Source organism: Geobacillus zalihae NBRC 101842, from assembly GCF_001544135.1.
Lineage (GTDB): Bacteria > Bacillota > Bacilli > Bacillales > Anoxybacillaceae > Geobacillus > Geobacillus zalihae.
In genome coordinates this window covers 86,499-107,661 of record NZ_BCPV01000003.1, presented here as the reverse complement: position 1 = coordinate 107,661, position 21,163 = coordinate 86,499, and the positions used below count along the sequence as shown (strand labels likewise).

Sequence of the window (21,163 nt, the reverse complement as noted above, 5' to 3'; positions counted from 1 at the left end):
AAGGATGGATATGTTATAATAAAAAAGGTGATAGAGCAACGCTCTATGACCTTTTCTTTTTCATCAAGGCAACAACGGATGTGATGATATGGTTTACAGCATGACTGGTTTTGGCGCAAGCACGAAAAAAACGGATCGTTTGATGGTGGCGGTGGAAATGAAATCGGTCAACCACCGGTTTTGTGAAATTTCCATTCGCCTCCCTAGACAATGGCTCGTGTTTGAGGATAAAATAAAAAAAGCAATTTCACCGTACGTGCGGCGCGGAAAAGTGGAAGTGTTCGTCACGATCGCCGGAGAAGGGCTTGTGAAACGGAGCGTACATATCGATTGGGATTTGCTTGGCCAGTATTGGGCCGGAGTGCAGGAAGCCGCAAAGCGATTTGCCGTTGACGGCAGCGTGACGGCGGCCGAGCTGCTTCGGCTTGATGGGGCGGTCGAAGTTGTGGAAGAGGAAGGAGCGAACGAGGAGGTCGAGCCGCTGCTTTTGGCCGCTGTCGATGAAGCGGCAAAGGCACTTGTGGCCATGCGCCGGCGCGAAGGGGAGGCGCTTGCCGCGGATTTGCGCGCCCGTCTTCATGAAGTCGAAGCCGGGGTGGAAGCTATTGAACAGCGGGCGCCGCTTGTGATTGAACAATACCGCGAGCGGCTTGCGCGCCGCCTGCGCGAATGGGCGCCCGCTCCGGTCGATGAGGCGCGCCTGCTCACAGAAGTGGCGGTGTTTGCCGAAAAGGCGGACATTCATGAGGAATTGAAACGCATCCGCAGCCATTTGGCGCAAATGGCAGACGCCTTAGAAATGGACGAACCGATCGGGAGGAAACTGGACTTTTTGGTGCAAGAGTTGAACCGGGAAGTCAACACGATCGGCGCCAAGGCAAACGACAGCCTGATTGCCGCGCAAGTCGTTGAGATGAAAAGCGTGCTTGAGAAAATGCGCGAGCAAGTGCAAAACGTGGAATAACGGTTTAAAACGACTTGTTGGCGGCAACAATATCGGATATGGCAGGTGGGCGTGTCATGATGATGAAATTTATCAATATCGGGTACGGAAACATGGTGTCAGCCGCCCGCATCATTACGATTGTCAGCCCTGATTCGGCGCCGATCAAACGAATCATTCAAGATGCGCGCGAAAGCGGCAAGCTCGTTGACGCGACGCACGGGCGGAGGACGCGCGCCGTCATCATCATGGACAGCGATCACGTCATTTTGTCGTCCGTGCAGCCGGAAACGGTGGCGAACCGCTTATATGGAAGCGACGATTTCTCCGAGGAAGGGTAGGGTTTTGGGCGTTGAAGAACGAACGTGGGTTGTTGATCGTCATGTCGGGTCCGTCCGGCGTTGGCAAAGGAACGGTGCGCAAGGCGCTGTTTTCGCAGCCGGACATCAATCTTCATTATTCGGTGTCGGTCACGACGCGCAAGCCGCGCGAAGGCGAAGTGGAAGGCGTCGACTACTTCTTCCGCACGCGCGAGCAGTTTGAACAAATGATTCGGGAAAACAAGCTGCTCGAGTGGGCGGAATACGTCGGCAACTACTATGGCACGCCGATCGACTACGTGGAGAAGACGCTTGCCGAAGGGAAAGATGTGTTTTTAGAGATCGAAGTGCAAGGAGCGATGAAAGTGCGGCGGGCGTTTCCAGAGGCGCTCTTCATTTTCTTGGCCCCGCCAAGCCTCACGGAGCTTGAAAAGCGGATCATGGGACGCGGCACCGAGTCGAAAGAGCTGATTGAAAATCGGCTGCGGGCGGCGAAAGAGGAGCTTGAAATGATGGACGAGTACGACTATGTCGTGGAAAATGATGAAGTGGAGCTCGCCTGCGAGCGGATCAAGGCGATCGTCATCGCCGAACATTGCCGGCGCGAACGCGTCGCCGAGCGATATAAACGGATGTTGGGGGTGGAATGACGATGCTGTATCCTTCCATCGATTTGCTGATGCAAAAAGTCGATTCGAAATACAAGCTCGTCACGGTGGTGGCCAAACGGGCGCGCGAGCTGCAGGACGGTGCGGAGCTGATGGTGAAAAAGCCGGTGTCGAAAAAATTTGTCGGCCAGGCGCTCGAGGAAATTGCCGGTGACAAGGTCGAATTAGTGGAGGAGGAAAAATAACAACCTAGCTTTAGGTTGTTATTTTTTTCAATGTCGGGGGGTGGCCAACATGATCAAGGGAAAACATATTTTGCTTTGTGTGACCGGGGGGGTGGCGGCGTACAAGGCGGCGGCGCTCACCAGCCAGCTCGTCCAGCGCGGCGCTGAAGTAAAAGTGATCATGACAGAAGGGGCGTGCCAGTTCATTACACCGCTCACGTTTCAAGCATTGTCGCGCCAGGAAGTGTATGTCGATACGTTTGCCGAAAACGATCCGGCTGTCATCGCCCATATCGATTTGGCGGACTGGGCGGATCTCGTTTTGGTCGCACCGGCGACGGCCAATACGATGGCGAAGCTGGCCGCCGGCATCGCCGACAATATGGTGACGACGACGATTTTGGCGACGAAAGCGCCCGTCTGGATTGCTCCGGCGATGAACGTTCATATGTACGAGCATCCGGCCGTCCAGGCGAACATGGAGCGGCTCTGTAAGTTCGGCTACCGGTTCATCGAGCCGTCGGAAGGCTATTTGGCGTGCGGCTACATCGGCAAAGGGCGGCTCGAGGAGCCGGAGAACATCATCGCCCATATCGAGCGCTTTTTTGCCGGTGATCCGCCGCTGTTTCGCGGGAAGCGTGTGCTTGTCACCGCTGGGCCGACGCGGGAGAGGCTTGATCCAGTCCGTTATTTCTCCAACTATTCGAGCGGCAAAATGGGCTACGCCATCGCCGAAGCGGCGGCCCGCTTCGGCGCTTCGGTGACGCTTGTCTCCGGACCGACGGCGCTTTCTTCACCCGATGGCGTCGAGACGGTGGCGGTTGAATCGGCGGAAGAGATGTATGAAGCGGTTTTGTCTCGGTTTGCGGAAACGGACATCGTGATCAAGGCGGCGGCGGTCGCCGATTATCGGCCGAAATATGTCGCGGCTTCCAAAATTAAAAAGCAGCCGGGCGGTTATGTCGTCGAGATGGAGCGGACGGTGGACATCTTGAAAGCGCTTGGCGAGCGGAAAACGGGACAGATTTTGGTTGGATTTGCCGCTGAGACGGACAACCTCGAGCAGTATGCGTTAAAAAAACTTGAAGAAAAGCGGTTGGATATGGTCGTCGCCAACAATGTCACCGAAGAAGGGGCAGGGTTTGCCGGCGATACGAACATCATCACCATCTTCCGCCGCGACGGCGTCGTTCGGCCGCTGCCGCTCATGACGAAACGCGAGGCGGCCGAGGAAATTTTAAAAGAAATTCACGCGTATATCGAGGCGATTCGATGAAAGTAGCATCCGTGATTGTCGATGTCCCGTCCCGGCAGACGGACCGCCCGTTCGATTATTGGATTCCGGAGCGCTGGCAAGGCGTCATCCAGCCGGGCATGCGGGTGACGGTGCCGTTTGGGGCGCGGCGTTTGCAAGGGTTTGTCGTTGATGTGAAAGACCATTCCGACATCAAACAACTGAAACCGATTGAGCATGTGATTGATGTCGTGCCGGTGTTAAACGAAGAGCTGCTTGATCTTGGCCGCTATTTAACGGAAACGACGCTTTGTTTTGCCATTTCGGCGTACCAGGCGATGCTGCCGGCGGCGATGCGGGCGAAATATGAAAAAACGCTCCGCTTGACGGATGAAGAGAAGAGAGGGAGGTTGCCGGATGAGGTAAAGCCGCTGTTTGCCGGGCGGACGGAAGCGCCTTGGAAAGAGGTTGAGGCGGCCGGTTTATGGCGGGCGGCGCAAAAAGCGGTGCAGCAAGGTGTGCTCGAGGCGGTCTACAAGGTGAAAGAAAAAGCGGGCAAGAAAACGGTGAAGCACGCCGCTTTGGCCATTCCATCGGAACAAGCGAAACAGGAGCTCGGGTCGCTGCCGGCAAGGCAAAAAGAGGTGCTTTCCTTTTTGCTGGAAAAAGAGGAAGCGGCGCCGGTTGCCGAGCTGCAAGCGGTGCTTGGCGTCTCCTCAGCGCCGCTGAAAGCGCTCGTCGACAAAGGATTGGTGGTGCTGAACGATGTCGAGGTGTACCGCGACCCGTACGAGCATCGCACGTTTCAGCCGAGTGAGCCGCCGGCGCTCACTCGGGCGCAAGAGGCGGCATTGGCGAAGATCGCCGCTTCGGTGCGCGCCGGGGAGCATCGCACGTTTTTGCTGTATGGCGTCACCGGCAGCGGGAAGACGGAAGTGTATATGCAGGCGATTGATGAAGCGTTGCGCCAAGGAAAGGAAGCGATCGTTCTCGTGCCGGAAATTTCGCTGACGCCGCAAATGGTCGAGCGCTTCAAAAGCCGGTTCGGCTCGAAAGTAGCGGTGCTTCACAGCGGGCTGTCGGTCGGCGAAAAATATGACGAATGGCGGAAAATTCACCGGAAAGAAGTGCAGCTTGTCGTCGGGGCGCGATCGGCGGTGTTTGCCCCGTTTGAAAACTTGGGAATGATCATCATCGATGAGGAGCATGAGACGAGCTACAAGCAAGAAGAAATGCCGCGCTATCATGCGCGCGATGTCGCCATTTACCGCGCTCGCCGCCACAGCTGCCCGGTCGTGCTTGGCAGCGCCACCCCCTCGCTTGAGACGTTCGCCCGCGCCGCCAAAGGGGTGTACGAGCTGCTCGAGCTGCCGGAGCGCATCAGCGACCGCGGCCTGCCGGACGTTCATGTCGTCGATATGCGCGAGGAGCTGCGAAGCGGCAACCGTTCGATGTTTTCACGCCGATTGCTTGACGAATTGCGCCGCCGGCTTGAGCGCGGCGAGCAGGCAGTGTTGCTGTTGAATCGACGCGGTTATTCGACGTTTGTCATGTGCCGCAGCTGCGGCTATGTCATCCGCTGTCCGCACTGCGACATTTCGCTGACGTACCATCGTGCCGGGGAACGGATGAAATGCCACTATTGCGGGCATGAAGAGCCGCTTGCCCCTCGCTGTCCGTCATGCGGCAGCGAACATATCCGCTTTTTCGGGACCGGCACGCAAAAAGTGGAAGAAGAACTGACGAGGTTGCTGCCGAAAGCGCGCGTCATCCGCATGGATGTCGATACGACCGGCCGCAAAGGGGCGCATGAAGAGCTGCTTTCCCGTTTTGCCGCCAAGGAAGCCGATATTTTGCTCGGCACGCAAATGATCGCCAAAGGGCTTGATTTTCCGGATGTCACGCTTGTTGGTGTGCTCGCGGCCGACACGATGCTTCATTTGCCCGATTTTCGCGCCGCGGAAAAAACGTTCCAGCTGTTGACGCAAGTGAGCGGGCGCGCCGGACGGCACGAGCTGCCCGGCGAAGTGATCATTCAGACGTATACGCCTGAGCACTACAGCATTGAACTGGCCGCCCGCCACGACTACCGCGCCTTTTACCAGCGGGAGATGGCGCTGCGCAAAGCGCACGGCTATCCGCCGTACTACTACTTGACGCTCATCACGGTCGCCCACCAGGAAGCGCCGGCTGCAGCCAAAGCGGCGGAGAAAATCGCCGCCTATTTGCGCAAGCATTTGTCGCACGAAGCGGTCGTTCTCGGCCCCGTTGCCTCGCCAATCGCCCGTCTTCACGATAGATATCGTTACCAATGCATGATAAAATACAAACGGGAGCCGAATTTGACCGCGGCGCTCAAGGCGGTCATCGACCGCTACCAAGCCGATGCCGCCCATGGCGGAGTGATGGTCACCATTGATACAAACCCATACATGATGATGTGAACTTGGGGGAATGACGTTGTCTGTTTTGTCGATTGTCACGTATCCTGACCCGATTTTGGAACAGCCGTGCGCGCCGGTGACGGCGTTTGACCGTCGGCTCGGGCGGCTGCTTGACGATATGTATGAAACGATGCTTGCCGCTGACGGGGTGGGCCTAGCTGCCCCGCAAATCGGCGTCGCCAAGCAGATCGCCGTCATCGATGTCGGTGATGAACACGGTCGGATCGAGCTCATCAACCCGGTCGTGATCGAGGCGCGCGGCGAACAAGTGGATGTGGAAGGCTGTTTGAGCTTTCCCGGCTTGTTTGGCGAAGTGCCGCGCGCGAAATTTGTGAAAGTGCGGGCGCAAAACCGGCGCGGCCGCCCGTTTACGCTTTCCGCGACCGGTTTTTTGGCGCGCGCGTTGCAACATGAAATCGACCATTTGCACGGTGTGCTGTTTACGTCGAAAGTGATTCGGTATTGCGATCTTGAAGAATTGGAAGGATAGATGCCAATGACGAACATTGTGTTTATGGGAACACCTGACTTTGCCGTGCCGATTTTGCGCCAGCTTCTTCATGACGGCTACCGCGTTGCAGCGGTCGTCACCCAGCCGGATAAGCCAAAAGGGCGGAAGCGCGAGCCCGTTCCGCCCCCGGTGAAAGTGGAAGCGGAGCGCCGCGGCATCCCGGTGCTGCAGCCGACAAAAATTCGCGAGCCGGAGCAATACGAACAAGTGTTGGCGTTTGCGCCCGATTTGATTGTCACGGCGGCGTTTGGGCAAATTTTGCCGAAAGCGCTGCTTGATGCACCAAAATACGGCTGCATCAATGTCCATGCCTCGCTTCTGCCCGAGCTGCGCGGCGGGGCGCCGATCCATTACGCCATTTGGCAAGGGAAAACGAAAACGGGTGTCACGATCATGTATATGGTGGAGCGGTTGGACGCCGGCGACATGTTAGCGCAAGTCGAAGTGCCGATTGCCGAAACGGATACGGTCGGCACGCTCCATGATAAATTGAGTGCCGCCGGGGCTAAACTACTATCAGAAACGCTTCCACTTTTATTGGAAGGAAACATTACGCCCGTTCCGCAAGATGAGGAGAAAGCGACGTATGCGCCGAACATTCGCCGCGAGCAGGAGCGGATCAATTGGACGCAGCCCGGCGAAGCCATTTACAACCATATTCGCGCCTTCCATCCGTGGCCGGTCACGTATACAACGCAGGATGGGCACATTTGGAAGGTTTGGTGGGGTGAAAAAGTGCCGGCGCCCCGTTCGGCGCCGCCGGGCACGATTTTGGCGCTTGAGGAAAACGGCATTGTCGTGGCCACCGGCAATGAGACAGCCATTCGCATCACCGAATTGCAGCCGGCCGGAAAAAAACGGATGGCGGCGGGCGAATTTTTGCGCGGCGCCGGCAGCCGTCTTTCGGTCGGCATGAAGCTAGGAGAGGATCATGGACGTACGTGAACTTGCTTTAGATACGCTGTTAGCCATTGAACAAAAAGGAGCGTACAGTCATTTGCAATTAAACGAAGCCATTCAAAAAGGACGCCTTGACGGGCGCGATGCGGCGCTGTTGACCGAGATTGTCTACGGCACGGTGCAACGGCGCGACACGCTCGATTATTATTTGGCGCCGTTTTTGCGCAAGGCGCGCCGGCTTGAGCCGTGGGTGCGCGTGCTTCTTCGGTTGACGCTGTATCAAATGGTGTATTTGGATCGTGTTCCCGACCGCGCCGCCGTCTTTGAAGCGGTTGAAATCGCCAAACGGCGCGGCCATCGCGGCATTGCTTCACTTGTCAACGGCGTATTGCGGGCCATCGGCCGCGAGGGGCTGCCGTCGATCGAGGCGGTTGATGACGCGGGCAAGCGGCTCGCCCTTGCCACCAGCCATCCCGAGTGGCTCGTTCGGCGCTGGATCCAGCAATATGGTTATGAAGAAGCGGCGCGCATGTGCGAGACGAATTTGCGCCCGCCGCAATCAACGGCCCGCGTCAACCGGCTGCGTGCGACTGTCGAAGAAGCGCTTGAGCGGCTGCGCGCTGAAGGGATGCAGGCAATCCCTGGCCATGTCGCTCCGGAGGCCATCCGGGCGGAAAAAGGGAATTTGGCTCATACGGAGACGTTTCGCGCCGGTTGGCTGACGATTCAAGATGAAAGCTCAATGCTTGTCGCTCGAGCGCTTGACCCAGCCCCCGGCGAGCGGGTGCTTGACTGCTGCGCGGCGCCGGGCGGGAAAACGACCCATATCGCCGAACGGATGGGCGGGCGCGGCGAGGTCGTTGCTGTTGATATCCACGAACATAAGGTAATGCTGATCGAACAGCAGGCCAAGCGGCTCGGGCTTGACAACGTTGCGACGCTCGCCCTTGACAGCCGCCGGCTCGGCGAGCGGTTTGCCCCGGAATCGTTTGACCGCGTTTTGGTCGATGCGCCGTGCACTGGATTCGGCGTCATTCGCCGCAAACCGGAGATCAAATATACGAAAGGGAAAGACGCCATCGCCGCGCTTGTCGAGATTCAGCAAGCCATTTTGCGGGCGGCCGCCCCGCTTTTGAAAAAAGGCGGTACGCTTGTCTACAGCACATGCACGGTGGAGCGCGAGGAAAATGAAGAAGCCATCGCCCGCTTTTTAGCGGATCATCCGGACTTTTTCCTCGACGCCAGCCTTGCCGAGCGGATGCCGAAACCGGTGCGGCCGCATGTGAAAGGCGGCATGTTGCAGCTTTTGCCGCATCATTTTGACTCTGACGGGTTTTTTATCGCCCGACTGCGAAAGAAGGTGTAAAAGCATGGAAATGGTTCGTCCGGCTGCCCGCCGCTCTGTCGGCGAAACGCAGCCTCCGTTGCCATCGATTTATTCGCTCACGCTAGACGAATTGAAGGAATGGCTTGTCGCTCAAGGCGAAAAGCCGTTTCGGGCCACACAAATTTACGAGTGGCTGTATCAAAACCGCGTCACCGATTTTGCCGACATGACGAATTTGCCGAAGCGGCTGCGCGAACAGCTAGCGTCATCGTTTTCGATCACGACGTTGAAAACCGTGGTCAAACAAACTTCTAAAGACGGAACGATCAAATTTTTGTTTGAGCTCCATGACGGCTATTCGATTGAGACGGTGCTCATGCGTCATAACTACGGCAATTCGGTGTGCGTCACGACGCAAGTCGGCTGCCGCATCGGCTGCACGTTTTGCGCTTCGACGCTCGGCGGACTGAAGCGTCATTTAGAGGCGGGCGAGATCGTCGCCCAAGTCGTGCAAGTGCAAAAGGCGCTCGATGACACGAATGAACGCGTCAGCAGCATCGTCGTCATGGGCATCGGCGAGCCGTTCGACAACTACGATGCGCTCATCAAGTTTTTGCGCATCGTCAATCACCCAAAAGGGTTGAACATTGGCGCCCGCCATATCACCGTTTCCACCAGCGGCATCATCCCAAAAATTTACCAGTTTGCCGATGAAGGAATGCAAATCAACTTCGCCATTTCGTTGCATGCACCGACGAATGAGCTGCGGACGAAACTCATGCCGATCAATAAAGCGTACCCGCTGCCGAAGCTCATGGAGGCGGTTCGGTATTACATTGAAAAAACCGGCCGGCGCGTGACGTTCGAGTACGGATTGTTCGGCGGGGTGAACGACCAGCTTGAGCACGCCGAGCAGTTGGCCGAGCTGATTAAAGGGCTGAAATGCCATGTGAATTTGATTCCGGTTAACTACGTGCCGGAGCGCAACTATGTGCGCACGCCGCGCAGCCAAATTTTCGCCTTTGAACGGGCGTTGAAAAAACATGGGATCAATGTCACCATTCGCCGCGAACATGGACACGACATCGATGCCGCCTGCGGACAGCTTCGCGCGAAGGAGCGAAAAGAGGAGACGAGGTGAATCGGATGCGAGCCGTTTTCCGAACTGACATCGGCCAAATTCGCGAACATAACGAAGACAATGGCGGCGTATTTGTCAATCAAAGCGGCCAATATTTAGCGGTTGTCGCTGACGGGATGGGCGGTCATCGCGCCGGTGATGTAGCCAGTTCCATGGCGGTGGCGTATTTGCAGGAGCGATGGGAGAAAGAGAGTGGCCTTGCTTCACCGGCTGAGGCGGAGCAATGGCTCAAGACGCAAATTGCGTCGGCGAACGAACAACTGTTTCGCCATGCCCTTTCCCACCCGGAATGTCAAGGAATGGGGACGACGGTCGTCGCCGCCGTTTGCGCTAATTCGTTTGCGACGGTTGCCCATATCGGCGACAGCCGCTGCTACGTGCTCAACAAAAGCGGAATTCAGCAGCTGACCGACGACCATTCGTTGGTCAATGAGCTCGTCAAAAGCGGGCAGCTTTCGAAAGAAGCGGCTGAGCATCATCCGCGCAAAAACGTGCTGTTGCGGGCGCTCGGCACGGAACCGGCGGTGAAAATCGACGTGAAAACAGTGGCGCTCGACGAGGGCGACATGTTGTTGTTATGTTCGGACGGGTTGTCCAATAAAGTGCCGGAAGCGGACATGATACATATTTTGACGGGTGCCGGCACGCTGGAAGAGAAGGCGGAGGCGCTTATTGAGCTCGCCAACGGGCGGGGCGGAGAAGACAACATTTCGCTGGCGGTCATCGATGTTTCAGCGGAACGTGAAGGTGGGTGATCGGCGTGCTCATTGGAAAGCGATTGAATGACCGCTATAAAATCATCAGCCTTATCGGCGGCGGCGGCATGGCGAATGTCTATTTGGCCCGCGACATCATTTTGGAGCGCGATGTCGCCGTGAAAGTGCTCCGCCTTGATTTTGCCAATGATGATCAGTTCATCAAACGGTTCCGCCGCGAGGCGCAAGCGGCGACGAGCTTAAACCATGAACATATCGTCTCCATTTATGACGTCGGCGAAGAGGAAGGCGTCTATTACATCGTCATGGAATATGTGCGCGGCGCGACGCTGAAGCAATACATCCAGCAGCACGCTCCGCTTCCGGTCGAACGGGCGCTTGGCATTATGGACCAGCTGACATCAGCGATCGCCCATGCCCATGAGAACGGCATCATCCATCGCGACATTAAACCGCAAAACATTTTGCTTGATGAGCACGGCAATGTGAAAGTGACCGACTTCGGCATCGCTGTGGCGATGAGCGGCACGACGATCACGCAGACCAACTCGGTGCTCGGTTCGGTCCATTATTTGTCGCCGGAGCAGGCGCGCGGCGGCATTGCCACCGAAAAGTCGGACATTTATTCGCTTGGCATCGTCATGTTTGAACTTGTCACCGGTCGGCTGCCGTTTTCCGGCGAATCGGCCGTTTCGATCGTGCTGAAGCATTTGCAGGCGGAAACGCCGTCGCCCAAGGCGTGGAACCCCGACATTCCGCAAAGCGTCGAAAATATTATTTTAAAAGCGACGGCGAAAGACCCGTTTTACCGCTACCAATCCGCGCGCGAAATGAACGAGGACATTCGGACAGCGCTGGATCCAAGGCGGCGCAACGAGCCGAAATTTACCATACCCGATGACGATGAGGAAGCGACGAAAGCCATTCCGATGATCAAACATGCGGAAAGCGCGGCGTTGGAGCAAGAGACGCTTGTGTACGAGGAAAAAACGAGCGAACCGGTTCATACGACGGGCGAACCGAAACCAAAGCGGAAACGGGTATGGATTGCCTGGCTTGTGGCTGCCTTGCTGTTCATTGGAGCTGCCGGCGTCAGCGCGGTCACATGGATTCCGGACCTCATTTTTCCAAAAGAAGTGACGATGCCGAACGTGGTCAACAAAAACTATGATGACGCTGTTGAACAGCTGTCGTCGCTCGGTTTGGAAATCAAAGATACGATTGATGTGGAAGATGATCAAATCGAAGAAGGAAAAGTCGTGCGCACCGATCCGGAAGCCGGCATGACGGTGAAGAAAGGGGCCGGCGTCATCATTTATAAAAGCATTGGAAAAAAGAAAATCGAATTTCCAAGCTTCATTGGCGATGATATTGCTGCGGCGGAGGAGGAGCTGCGCGCTGAAGGATTCACCCGCATTACGCGCAATGGCCGCCACAGCGACAAGCCGGAAGGGACGATTTTGGATCAATACCCGTACGCCGGCGATCGAGTGGCGCCTGATGAAACGGAAGTTATCTTTACCGTCAGCCTCGGGCCGGAGAAGGTCACCGTTAAAGATTTGACTGGCTATACGGAAAAAAGCGTGCGCGACTACGGCGCGGATCAAGGGTTGCGCATTGACGTGAAGTACGAGTATTCGGACGAGGTGCCAGAAGGGCTTGTCATTTCGCAAACTCCAGCGGCGAACGAGCAGGTAAAAAAAGGGGAAACCATCACGGTCGTCATTTCCCGCGGGCCCGAGCCGAAGCCGTCCAAAACGGTAGTGAAAGAGATTATGATCCCGTATGAACCGGCGATGCCGGGGCAAATGGTTGAAGCTCAGCTTTACATCCAAGATGCCAACCACAATATGTCAACGCCATACAAAACATACCGGCTGACGGCGCCAGCGACCGAGATGGTCGAGTTTGAAATTCCATATGGGGAGACCGCTTATTACCGCGTCATTGTCAACAATGTCGTCAAAGAGGAAGGATCGATCCCGTACCCAGAACATAACGAAAAAAAGGGGTGAGGCTATGGCGGAAGGACAAATCATTAAAGCATTAAGCGGATTTTATTACGTCTTGTCCGAAGGCCGCGTGTTCCAATGCCGCGGGCGCGGTGTGTTCCGCAAGAAAAACGTGACGCCGCTCGTCGGCGACCGCGTCGTTTTTCAGGCGACGAGCGAAACGGAAGGCTATATTTTGGAGATTGGCGAGCGGCAAAATGAGCTTGTGCGGCCGCCGATTGCCAACGTCGAACAGGCGATTTTAGTCTTTTCGGCTGTAAGCCCGGACTTCAGCGCCAAGCTGCTCGACCGCTTTCTTGTCTTGGTTGAATCGAAACGCATCGCGCCGATCATTGTCATCAGCAAAATCGATTTGTTAGATGGCGAATCGAAAGAAGAGATCGCCCGCTACGTGCATGATTACCGGCGCATCGGCTACGACGTGATTGAAACGTCAGCCGTGACCAAGGGCGGCCTCGATGAACTGGCGTTGCGCCTTCGCGGCCGCGTCTCCGTCGTCGCCGGGCAGTCCGGCGTCGGCAAATCGTCCTTATTAAACGCGCTCCGTCCGGATTTGCGGTTGAAAACGGGCGACATTTCCACCCATTTAGGGCGCGGCAAGCATACGACCCGCCATGTCGAACTGCTTGAGGTCGCCGGTGGACTTGTCGCCGACACCCCAGGGTTTGGCGCGCTTGAGTTCGACCAGATCGAGCTTGATGAATTGCCGCATTATTTTCCGGAATTCCGGATGTACGGGGAAGGGTGCAAGTTCCGCGGCTGCCTTCATATCGCCGAGCCGAAATGCGCTGTGCGTGAGGCGGTCGAGGCCGGGGAGATTCCATCGTACCGCTATGACCACTACGTTAGTTTTGTTGCCGAAATGAAAGAACGAAAGCCGAGGTATTGAACATGATTCGAATTGCGCCATCGATTTTATCAGCCGATTTCGCCCGCCTGGCTGAGGAAATTCGTTCGGTCGAGGAAGGCGGGGCGGATTGGATTCATGTCGATATCATGGACGGGCATTTCGTGCCGAATTTGACGTTCGGGCCGCCGGTCGTGGCCGCCATTCGACCGGTGACGAAGCTGCCGCTTGACGTCCATTTGATGATCGCCGACCCGGACCGATACATTCCGGCGTTTGCGAAAGCGGGCGCGGATGTGATTTCCGTCCATGTTGAGGCGTGCGTGCATTTGCATCGGACGATTCATTTTATCAAAGAACAAGGCGTCAAAGCCGGGGTGGTGCTCAATCCGCATACACCGGTCGAGATGATCCGCCATGTGATCGGTGATGTCGATCTCGTCTTGTTGATGACGGTCAATCCAGGGTTTGGCGGACAGGCGTTCATTCCGGCGGTCGTGCCAAAAATCCGTGAGGTCGCCCGGATGGCCAGTGAACAAAATAAAGAGGTCGATATTGAGGTCGACGGCGGCATCAATGCGGAAACGGCGCCGCTTTGCGTGGAAGCCGGAGCGAACGTGCTTGTCGCCGGCTCGGCCATCTACAATGAACGGGATCGAGCCGCCGCTATTCGCACGCTTCGCAAAGCGTGCGCCAACTAGCCAAAAGGCAGCGCCGCTTTTGCCATCTTATTGAGCCGCAGGGTGATGAGAGCAAAGAAAAGAACGGAAGATGGCTGCCTCGGCCCTTGCCGAAAGGGGGAAACGCATGTGTTGATTCATATTGTCGGCGGCGGTCCGCCCCACCTTCTTCCCGATTTGCGCTCGTATGATGGGAGCGATGTGCAGTGGGTCGGCGTCGACCGCGGCACGAAAGCGCTCTTGGATTTCGGACTCCGCCCGGTGCGGGCGTTTGGCGATTTTGATTCCTTGCCGGCTGAGGAGGTCAAGCGGCTAAGGGAGATGCTGCCGGAGCTTGACATTTGGCCGGCGGAAAAAGACAAAACGGATATGGAGATCGCCCTTGACTGGGCGGTTAGGCAGACAGATGGGGCCATCCGTCTGTTTGGGGCGACCGGCGGGCGGCTTGACCATTTGTTTGGCAACGTTGAGCTGCTGTTAAAGTACGCCGGGCGGCCCATTGAACTCATCGACCGGCAAAACGTGCTCACCGTCCATCTGCCCGGCGTGCATACGGTCGCGCGCGACGATCGATACCGTTATGTGTCATACATCCCGATTTCCGAAACGGTGGCAGAACTTACGCTGATGGGATTTAAATATCCGTTAACAAACTGTCATATTTCCCGCGGTTCGACATTATGTATTAGTAATGAACTTATCCAATCTTCCGGTACTTTTTCGTTTTCAGAAGGCATATTAATGATGATAAGGAGCAGCGATTTTGCCGGCTGCCCGTAGTCGCGCTTGGCTTATGACGGAATATAATGGATAAGGAAATGGCGGGAAGCTCGTGATGATCGGTGTGAGGAGGGAATCGGGATGAAGTTTTATACGATCAAGCTGCCGAGATTTTTAGGCGGAATCGTGCGGGCGGTGTTGAACGCATTTAAAAAAGGATAAGAAAAAAGCACCATTTTTGGTGCTTTTTTGTTGCCGCCGAACAAAAGGAGGGTTGCAACCTTTTGGGGCGGCTTCTTTTCGTTAGGCCGTTAGACGCGTTTCACTTTTCCAGATTTCAGCGCGCGCGCCGAAACCCAGACGCGTTTCGGTTTGCCGTCAACTAAAATGCGCACTTTTTGCAAGTTGGCTTTCCATGTGCGGCGGCTGGCGTTCATGGCATGCGAACGCGAGTTGCCGAACGATTTCTTCTTGCCGGTAATGAAGCACTTCGCCATCGTTTTTCCCTCCTTGCTTTCACATCCCTCTAAAAACACTATTATAATTTACCATACAACCGTAGGGATTGCAATAGACGTGCGGTTTTCTTTCAAGAAACTGTCCTTGACATCTATTTCAGTTTTCGGCTAAATAATACTAGTGGGCGGACGGGAAGCGCTTTGAAAACAGAAAGCGTTATAGTACAATAGGGGTAGCTGTGCGAGATACGCAAAGGGGGAACGAGCATGTCGATTGAATGGCAAACGAAATACGGGCGCATCGAAGTCGCCAATGAAGTCATTGCGATGATCGCGGGGGGAGCAGCCGTCGATTGTTACGGCATTGTCGGAATGGCGTCGAAAAACCAAATTCGCGATGGGCTGTCGGAAATTTTGCGCCGGGAGAATTTTTCCAAAGGGGTTATTGTCCGCGAAGAAAACGGCGAGATACATATCGATATGTACATCATCGTCAGCTACGGAACGAAAATTTCCGAAGTTGCCCATAACGTGCAGTCGAAAGTGAAGTACACGCTCGATCAGACGCTCGGGCTGGCGGTTCAGTCGATCAATATTTACGTTCAAGGGGTTCGGGTGTCAAACCCGTAGTAAGGAGGAGTTAGCCGGTGACAATGAGGACGCTTGACGGAAGACGATTTGCCGATATGGTGCAGCAAGGGGCCGCACATTTGGCGAACAACGCCAAGACGGTCGATGCGCTGAACGTCTTTCCGGTTCCAGATGGCGATACAGGAACGAACATGAACTTGTCGATGACGTCCGGGGCGAAAGAAGTGAAGGCGAATGCCTCCGACCATATCGGCAACGTCGCCGCGGCGCTGGCGAAAGGGCTGTTGATGGGGGCGCGCGGCAATTCCGGCGTCATTTTGTCGCAGCTGTTCCGCGGATTTGCCAAGGCAGTCGAAGGCAAACAAGCGGTGAACAGCTTCGAATTCGCCGCCGCTTTGCAGGCGGGGGTGGACACAGCCTATAAGGCGGTGATGAAGCCGGTTGAGGGGACGATCCTCACCGTTGCCAAAGAAGCGGCGCGCAAGGCGGTGGAGGCGGCAAAAAAAGAACGCGACGTGATCGCCGTGATGGAAGCGGCGCTCGCCGAGGCGAAAGCGGCGCTTAAGCGCACACCCGAATTGCTCCCGATCTTAAAGGAAGTCGGTGTCGTCGACAGCGGCGGTCAAGGGCTCGTATACATCTATGAAGGGTTTCTTGCTGCTCTGAAAGGAGAAATCGTGAGCGCCGCACGCGCTGAGGCGCGGATGGACGATTTAGTGAAAATGGTGCACCATCAAAGCGCGCAAAGTCATATTCATGCCGATGAGATCGAGTTTGGCTACTGCACGGAGTTCATGGTCCGTTTTGAGCCGGAAAAGCTGGCCGAGCACCCGTTTTCCGAAGAAACGTTCCGCCGCGAGTTAAGCCAGTTCGGCGACTCGTTGCTTGTTGTCGCGGATGACGAGCTTGTTAAGGTGCACATCCATTCGGAAACGCCGGGTGAGGTGCTGACATACGGTCAACGCTACGGCAGCTTGATCAATATTAAAATTGAAAACATGCGCGAACAACATGCCAACATCGTCGGCAAGGAGGCCAAAACGCTGACTGCTGTTGCCAAAGAGGAAGCAAAGCCGTACGGCATCGTCGCCGTCGCCATGGGCGCTGGCGTGGCTGAACTGTTTCGGAGCATCGGTGCCCACGCCATCATTGAAGGTGGGCAAACGATGAACCCGAGCACGGAAGAAATCGCTGACGCCATCCGCCTCGCCAACGCGGAAACGGTGTTTGTGCTGCCAAACAACAAAAACATTGTAATGGCGGCAAAACAAGCGGCGGAGCTTTCCGAACAGCGGGTTGTCGTCATCCCGTCGAAAACGGTTCCGCAAGGTCTGGCGGCGCTCTTGGCGTTCAATCCGGCGCAATCGGCCGAGCAAAATGAGCGGGCGATGACGGCGGCGCTGTCGCGAGTGAAAACGGGGCAAGTGACATTTTCCGTGCGCGATACGACGATTGACGGCATCGAGATTCAAAAGGGCGATTACATGGGGTTATGGGATGACCGCATTATTGCCGCTGACAAAGACAAACTCACCGTAACGAAGCGGCTGCTTGATGCGCTCATTGATGAAGAAAGCGAAATCGTGACCATTTTGTACGGCGAAGACGCAACGGAGATCGATGTGGAAACAGTCGTTGCCTATTTGGAAACGAAACATGACGGGGTCGAAGTGGAAGTGCATAACGGAAAGCAGCCGCTGTATCCATTTATCATTTCCGTCGAATAATATGTTAGAATAATAGAAGGGAGCATTCCCTTCTATTTTTCTTATTTTTCTGTTTTGTGGAGGAATAGCGGAGATGAAATACAAAAGCGTCTTTGATATCATTGGCCCGGTGATGGTCGGGCCGTCAAGTTCACATACGGCCGGGGCGGTGCGCATCGGTTTGGTTGCGCGCAAGTTGTTTGGCCGAAAGCCGACGTGGGCGCGCATTTCGTTTTACGGTTCATTTGCCGAAACGTATCGGGGGCATGGCACCGATGTTGCCATTGTCGCCGGGTTGCTTGGGTTTGACACGTTCGATGAACGTCTTCCGAATGCGCTTGAGATCGCCCAAGCGGAAGGTGTGGATGTGTCGTTTTCCGCTGAGGAGGCGGTTCCGCATCATCCGAATACGGCACGCCTGCGGATTGGCGATGATGAAGGCGAGCTTGAGCTCGTCGGCATTTCGATCGGCGGCGGCAAAATCGAAATCGTCGAATTGAATGGGTTTGCCTTGAAGCTGTCCGGCCATCATCCAGCGCTGCTCATTATGCATAACGACCGGTACGGGACGATTGGAGCGGTGGCTTCCGTGTTGGCGAAGTGGAAGATCAACATCGGCCACATGGAAGTGTCGCGCAAGGAGAAAGGGAAAGAGGCGCTCATGGCGATCGAAGTCGACCAGCCGTTGACCGATGATCTGATTCAAGAATTAGAGCAGCTGCCGAACATCATTCAAGTGGCGAAGCTTGTGGATTAAAAAGAAATCGGTTTCAGATGCACCATGATAGAGAGAGGATAGGTGGGAAATGATATGTTTCGCAATGTAGCTGAACTCGTGGAGATGGCAGAAAAGGACAACATCAAAATCGCTGAAGTGATGATTCGCCAAGAAGTGGAGGTAAGCGGAAGAAGTCGAGAAGAGGTGATCGCGCAAATGGATCACCATTTGTCGGTCATGGAGCGCGCCGTCGAGAGGGGACTCGAAGGGGTTGTGTCCCGCTCCGGGCTGACGGGCGGCGATGCGGTGCGGATGCAGTGTTATATTGAGGGCGGCCGTTTTTTGTCTGGGGAGACGATTTTGGACGCCGTCAGCAAAGCCATGGCGACGAACGAAGTGAACGCGGCGATGGGCGTTATTTGCGCCACCCCGACGGCAGGGGCGGCCGGCGTCGTTCCAGGGACGTTGTTTGCCGTGAAAGAGAAGCTGCGGCCGACAAGGATGGAAATGATCGAGTTTTTGTTTACAGCCGGGGCGTTTGGCTACGTCGTCGCGAACAACGCCTCGATTTCCGGCGCCGCCGGCGGCTGTCAGGCCGAGGTCGGGTCGGCGGCCGGCATGGCGGCCGCGGCGTTGGTGGAGCTGGCCGGTGGGACGCCGAGCCAAGCGGCCGAAGCGATGGCCATCGCCCTAAAAAATATGTTGGGATTAGTATGCGACCCGGTTGCTGGCCTGGTCGAAGTGCCGTGCGTCAAGCGGAACGCGATGGGGGCGGCGAACGCCATGATCGCTGCGGATATGGCGCTAGCCGGCATTAAAAGCCGCATCCCGTGCGATGAAGTGATTGAAGCGATGTATCGCATCGGTGCAGCCATGCCGGTGGCGCTCAAAGAAACGGCGCAAGGGGGGGTGGCCGCGACGCCGACTGGCCGCGCCATTGCGGCTCGCATTTTCGGCGCTTCTGCGGCATCGAAGTGAACGAAGCGATGCAGCAGCCGGTGACGGCGGTCAAAGGCATCGGTGAAGAGACGGCGGCCGCGCTTGCCGACATCGGCATCGCGACGGTCGGTGAGCTGCTTGCGTACGCCCCGTACCGCTATGATGATTACGAACAAAAAGATTTGGCCGTCGTCCGCCATGAAGAAAAAGTGACAGTGGAAGGAAAAGTATACAGCGCCCCGCTGTTGACGTATTACGGAAAGAAAAAATCGCGCCTTTCCTTCCGCATGCTGGCCGATCGCTACTTGATCACCGTTGTTTGTTTCAACCGTCCCTATTTGAAGGAAAAAATCGCCCTGAACGAGACGGTGACGGTGATCGGCAAATGGGACCGGCATCGGCAAACGATCAACGCCTACGAGCTTCGGTTCGGACCGGCTCCGGAGACCACCGGCATCGAGCCGGTTTACTCCGTTCGCAGCCCGCTGACGGTGAAAACGATGCGCCGGTTGATGAAAGCGGCGTTCGAACAGTTTGGCGAGCACATCCCCGACCCGCTGCCGCCCGCTTTGCGCCGTGCTTATCGCCTTGTCGACAAACAAGAAGCGCTCCGCGCCCTTCATTTTCCGCGCACGCGCGAAGAGTTGCATCAGGCGCGGCGCCGGCTCATCTATGAGGAGTTTTTGTTGTACCAGCTGAAAATGCAGGCGCTCCGTCGATTGATGCGCGATGAGCGGCGCGGCGTCGTTCATTCGTTTTCTGAAGAGCGGCTTTCGTCCTTTCTTTCCGGATTGCCGTTTGTCTTGACGAACGCCCAGCGCCGCGTCATCGGCGAAATTTTGGCGGACATGCGCTCGCCGCGGCAAATGAACCGGCTTTTGCAAGGCGACGTCGGTTCTGGCAAGACGGTCGTTGCCGCTGTCGCTCTTTACGCCGCCGCTTTGTCCGGATTTCAAGGAGCGCTGATGGTGCCGACGGAAATTCTGGCTGAACAGCACGCCCGCTCGCTCGCCGAGCTGTTTGCCGATACGGATGTGACGATTGCGCTCTTGACAAGCTCAGTGAAGGGAAAGCAGCGCAAAGCGGTGCTTGCCGAACTGGAAGAAGGAACAATTGATATCGTCGTAGGCACGCACGCCTTGATTCAAGAAGGAGTGCAGTTTCACAGGCTCGGCCTCGTGATTACGGACGAGCAGCACCGGTTTGGCGTCGAACAGCGCCGCGTTTTGCGTGAGAAAGGGCATGCACCGGATGTATTGATGATGACGGCGACGCCGATTCCGCGCACACTCGCCATTACAGCGTTCGGCGACATGGACGTATCGGTGCTCGATGAAATGCCGGCCGGACGAAAAAAAGTCGAGACGTATTGGGTGAAGCATCATCAGTTCTCCCGCGTGCTCGATTTTATCGAAAAGGAATTGCGCCGTGGTCATCAGGCGTATGTCATCTGTCCGCTCATTGAGGAGTCGGACAAATTGGATGTGCAAAACGCCATCGATGTCCATAGCCAGCTTGTCCATTATTATCGCGGGAAATATGAGATCGGCTTGATGCACGGCCGGCTGTCGGCCGACGAAAAAGAACGCGTCATGCGGGCGTTCAGCGAAAACCGCATCCATGTGCTCGTCTCGACGACGGTCGTTGAAGTCGGCGTGAATGTACCGAATGCGACGGTGATGGTCATTTACGACGCCGAACGGTTTGGCCTCGCCCAGCTCCATCAGCTGCGCGGGCGGGTCGGGCGCGGCGACGCCCAGTCGTACTGCATTTTGATCGCCGACCCGAAATCGGAAGTCGGCAAAGAACGAATGCGCATCATGACGGAAACGGCCGATGGGTTTGTGTTGGCCGAAAAAGATTTGGAGCTGCGCGGTCCGGGCGATTTTTTCGGTACAAAACAAAGCGGGCTCCCGGAATTCCGCTACGGCGATCCAGTGCATGATTACCGCATTTTGGAAGTCGCCCGCCGCGATGCCGCCAAGCTCGTTTCCTCGGCCGCGTTTTGGCGCGATGAGGCGTACGCCGGGCTGCGCGCCGAGCTGGAAGCGTCCGGCCTACTCGACGGGGAAAAGCTAGATTAATAGACAGGGAGGAGGCGGCCGGCGCATTCGCGCCCCGCTG

22 protein-coding genes are annotated in these 21,163 nt (G+C 56.2%); 21 read left to right on the top strand and 1 reads right to left on the bottom strand.

Annotated elements, in window-relative coordinates; all coding sequences use genetic code 11:
• Positions 1-88: 88 nt before the first annotated feature.
• The 16 genes from GZ1_RS03015 to spoVM all read left to right on the top strand — a co-directional run bounded on the left by GZ1_RS03015 (position 89) and on the right by spoVM (position 14,849).
• Positions 89-964: a YicC/YloC family endoribonuclease gene (locus tag GZ1_RS03015; RefSeq protein WP_020756039.1), complete on the top strand. Its 876-nt coding sequence runs from the start codon at positions 89-91 to the stop codon at positions 962-964.
• Between the two features lie 56 nt (positions 965-1,020).
• Positions 1,021-1,284 (top strand): extracellular matrix/biofilm regulator RemA, encoded by a 264-nt coding sequence (remA, locus tag GZ1_RS03010; protein ID WP_011230666.1) that lies wholly within the window; start codon positions 1,021-1,023, stop codon positions 1,282-1,284.
• Between the two features lie 11 nt (positions 1,285-1,295).
• The gene (gene gmk / locus GZ1_RS03005; RefSeq protein WP_011230667.1) at positions 1,296-1,913 is read left to right on the top strand and encodes a guanylate kinase; all 618 of its coding nucleotides are present in this window, start codon (positions 1,296-1,298) and stop codon (positions 1,911-1,913) included.
• Between the two features lie 2 nt (positions 1,914-1,915).
• The gene (gene rpoZ / locus GZ1_RS03000; protein WP_011230668.1) at positions 1,916-2,116 is read left to right on the top strand and encodes a DNA-directed RNA polymerase subunit omega; all 201 of its coding nucleotides are present in this window, start codon (positions 1,916-1,918) and stop codon (positions 2,114-2,116) included.
• A gap of 49 nt (positions 2,117-2,165) precedes the next feature.
• Positions 2,166-3,371 carry a bifunctional phosphopantothenoylcysteine decarboxylase/phosphopantothenate--cysteine ligase CoaBC gene (gene coaBC, locus GZ1_RS02995; protein ID WP_015374384.1) on the top strand — a complete coding sequence of 402 codons (1,206 nt, stop codon included), beginning with the start codon at positions 2,166-2,168 and terminating at the stop codon, positions 3,369-3,371.
• Entirely contained in the window at positions 3,368-5,773 is a 2,406-nt protein-coding gene (priA, locus tag GZ1_RS02990) for a primosomal protein N' (protein WP_060787834.1), read from the top strand. Before coaBC ends, priA begins: the two co-directional genes overlap by 4 nt.
• A gap of 16 nt (positions 5,774-5,789) precedes the next feature.
• Entirely contained in the window at positions 5,790-6,263 is a 474-nt protein-coding gene (gene def, locus GZ1_RS02985) for a peptide deformylase (protein WP_015374386.1), read from the top strand.
• 6 nt (positions 6,264-6,269) lie between these two features.
• Positions 6,270-7,229 (top strand): methionyl-tRNA formyltransferase, encoded by a 960-nt coding sequence (fmt, locus tag GZ1_RS02980; RefSeq protein WP_015374387.1) that lies wholly within the window; start codon positions 6,270-6,272, stop codon positions 7,227-7,229.
• Positions 7,216-8,550: a 16S rRNA (cytosine(967)-C(5))-methyltransferase RsmB gene (gene rsmB, locus GZ1_RS02975; protein WP_060787833.1), complete on the top strand. Its 1,335-nt coding sequence runs from the start codon at positions 7,216-7,218 to the stop codon at positions 8,548-8,550. The genes fmt and rsmB overlap by 14 nt, the downstream gene beginning before the upstream one ends.
• Before the next feature lie 4 nt (positions 8,551-8,554).
• Complete coding sequence (gene rlmN, locus GZ1_RS02970; RefSeq protein WP_011230674.1) at positions 8,555-9,652, top strand: dual-specificity RNA methyltransferase RlmN; 1,098 nt, start codon at positions 8,555-8,557, stop codon at positions 9,650-9,652.
• Positions 9,653-9,657: 5 nt separating this feature from the next.
• The gene (locus tag GZ1_RS02965; RefSeq protein ID WP_033006246.1) at positions 9,658-10,407 is read left to right on the top strand and encodes a Stp1/IreP family PP2C-type Ser/Thr phosphatase; all 750 of its coding nucleotides are present in this window, start codon (positions 9,658-9,660) and stop codon (positions 10,405-10,407) included.
• Between the two features lie 5 nt (positions 10,408-10,412).
• Positions 10,413-12,383, top strand: a complete 1,971-nt coding sequence (pknB, locus tag GZ1_RS02960; protein ID WP_015374390.1) for a Stk1 family PASTA domain-containing Ser/Thr kinase — start codon at positions 10,413-10,415, stop codon at positions 12,381-12,383.
• 4 nt (positions 12,384-12,387) lie between these two features.
• Positions 12,388-13,269 (top strand): ribosome small subunit-dependent GTPase A, encoded by an 882-nt coding sequence (gene rsgA, locus GZ1_RS02955; RefSeq protein ID WP_015374391.1) that lies wholly within the window; start codon positions 12,388-12,390, stop codon positions 13,267-13,269.
• A 2-nt stretch (positions 13,270-13,271) separates the two neighbouring features.
• The gene (rpe, locus tag GZ1_RS02950) at positions 13,272-13,928 is read left to right on the top strand and encodes a ribulose-phosphate 3-epimerase (RefSeq protein WP_013523373.1); all 657 of its coding nucleotides are present in this window, start codon (positions 13,272-13,274) and stop codon (positions 13,926-13,928) included.
• 108 nt (positions 13,929-14,036) lie between these two features.
• Positions 14,037-14,687 carry a thiamine diphosphokinase gene (locus GZ1_RS02945; protein WP_013145787.1) on the top strand — a complete coding sequence of 217 codons (651 nt, stop codon included), beginning with the start codon at positions 14,037-14,039 and terminating at the stop codon, positions 14,685-14,687.
• Between the two features lie 81 nt (positions 14,688-14,768).
• On the top strand, positions 14,769-14,849 hold the full coding sequence (gene spoVM, locus GZ1_RS02940) for a stage V sporulation protein SpoVM (protein WP_011230680.1): 81 nt from the start codon (positions 14,769-14,771) through the stop codon (positions 14,847-14,849).
• A gap of 89 nt (positions 14,850-14,938) precedes the next feature.
• Here spoVM and rpmB read toward each other — a convergent pair whose 3' ends face one another.
• A complete protein-coding gene (rpmB, locus tag GZ1_RS02935; protein ID WP_011230681.1) occupies positions 14,939-15,124 on the bottom strand; it encodes a 50S ribosomal protein L28 in 186 nt (61 codons plus the stop codon).
• 228 nt (positions 15,125-15,352) lie between these two features.
• On the opposite strand from rpmB, the gene GZ1_RS02930 reads away from it, so the two are divergent.
• The 5 genes from GZ1_RS02930 to recG all read left to right on the top strand — a co-directional run bounded on the left by GZ1_RS02930 (position 15,353) and on the right by recG (position 21,123).
• A complete protein-coding gene (locus GZ1_RS02930; protein ID WP_015374392.1) occupies positions 15,353-15,715 on the top strand; it encodes an Asp23/Gls24 family envelope stress response protein in 363 nt (120 codons plus the stop codon).
• 17 nt (positions 15,716-15,732) lie between these two features.
• On the top strand, positions 15,733-17,403 hold the full coding sequence (gene fakA, locus GZ1_RS02925) for a DAK2 domain-containing protein (protein WP_060787832.1): 1,671 nt from the start codon (positions 15,733-15,735) through the stop codon (positions 17,401-17,403).
• 73 nt (positions 17,404-17,476) lie between these two features.
• Positions 17,477-18,139, top strand: a complete 663-nt coding sequence (sdaAB, locus tag GZ1_RS02920) for an L-serine ammonia-lyase, iron-sulfur-dependent subunit beta (RefSeq protein ID WP_060787831.1) — start codon at positions 17,477-17,479, stop codon at positions 18,137-18,139.
• Positions 18,140-18,193: 54 nt separating this feature from the next.
• Entirely contained in the window at positions 18,194-19,078 is an 885-nt protein-coding gene (gene sdaAA / locus GZ1_RS02915; protein WP_015374395.1) for an L-serine ammonia-lyase, iron-sulfur-dependent, subunit alpha, read from the top strand.
• Entirely contained in the window at positions 19,075-21,123 is a 2,049-nt protein-coding gene (recG, locus tag GZ1_RS02910) for an ATP-dependent DNA helicase RecG (protein ID WP_015374396.1), read from the top strand. The genes sdaAA and recG overlap by 4 nt, the downstream gene beginning before the upstream one ends.
• Positions 21,124-21,163: the final 40 nt, after the last annotated feature.

What these genes read in the sequence shown, in the direction of transcription:
- priA (WP_060787834.1), top strand. Translation starts at nt 3,368, where the DNA reads ATGAAAGTAGCATCCGTGATTGTCGATGTCCCGTCCCGGCAGACGGAC.
- sdaAA (WP_015374395.1), top strand. Translation starts at nt 18,194, where the DNA reads ATGTTTCGCAATGTAGCTGAACTCGTGGAGATGGCAGAAAAGGACAAC.
- GZ1_RS03015 (WP_020756039.1), top strand. Translation starts at nt 89, where the DNA reads ATGGTTTACAGCATGACTGGTTTTGGCGCAAGCACGAAAAAAACGGAT.
- rpoZ (WP_011230668.1), top strand. Translation starts at nt 1,916, where the DNA reads ATGCTGTATCCTTCCATCGATTTGCTGATGCAAAAAGTCGATTCGAAA.
- rpmB (WP_011230681.1), bottom strand. Translation starts at nt 15,124, where the DNA reads ATGGCGAAGTGCTTCATTACCGGCAAGAAGAAATCGTTCGGCAACTCG.
- rsmB (WP_060787833.1), top strand. Translation starts at nt 7,216, where the DNA reads ATGGACGTACGTGAACTTGCTTTAGATACGCTGTTAGCCATTGAACAA.
- spoVM (WP_011230680.1), top strand. Translation starts at nt 14,769, where the DNA reads ATGAAGTTTTATACGATCAAGCTGCCGAGATTTTTAGGCGGAATCGTG.
- rsgA (WP_015374391.1), top strand. Translation starts at nt 12,388, where the DNA reads ATGGCGGAAGGACAAATCATTAAAGCATTAAGCGGATTTTATTACGTC.
- GZ1_RS02930 (WP_015374392.1), top strand. Translation starts at nt 15,353, where the DNA reads ATGTCGATTGAATGGCAAACGAAATACGGGCGCATCGAAGTCGCCAAT.
- GZ1_RS02965 (WP_033006246.1), top strand. Translation starts at nt 9,658, where the DNA reads ATGCGAGCCGTTTTCCGAACTGACATCGGCCAAATTCGCGAACATAAC.
- rlmN (WP_011230674.1), top strand. Translation starts at nt 8,555, where the DNA reads ATGGAAATGGTTCGTCCGGCTGCCCGCCGCTCTGTCGGCGAAACGCAG.
- coaBC (WP_015374384.1), top strand. Translation starts at nt 2,166, where the DNA reads ATGATCAAGGGAAAACATATTTTGCTTTGTGTGACCGGGGGGGTGGCG.
- fmt (WP_015374387.1), top strand. Translation starts at nt 6,270, where the DNA reads ATGACGAACATTGTGTTTATGGGAACACCTGACTTTGCCGTGCCGATT.
- sdaAB (WP_060787831.1), top strand. Translation starts at nt 17,477, where the DNA reads ATGAAATACAAAAGCGTCTTTGATATCATTGGCCCGGTGATGGTCGGG.
- rpe (WP_013523373.1), top strand. Translation starts at nt 13,272, where the DNA reads ATGATTCGAATTGCGCCATCGATTTTATCAGCCGATTTCGCCCGCCTG.
- remA (WP_011230666.1), top strand. Translation starts at nt 1,021, where the DNA reads ATGATGATGAAATTTATCAATATCGGGTACGGAAACATGGTGTCAGCC.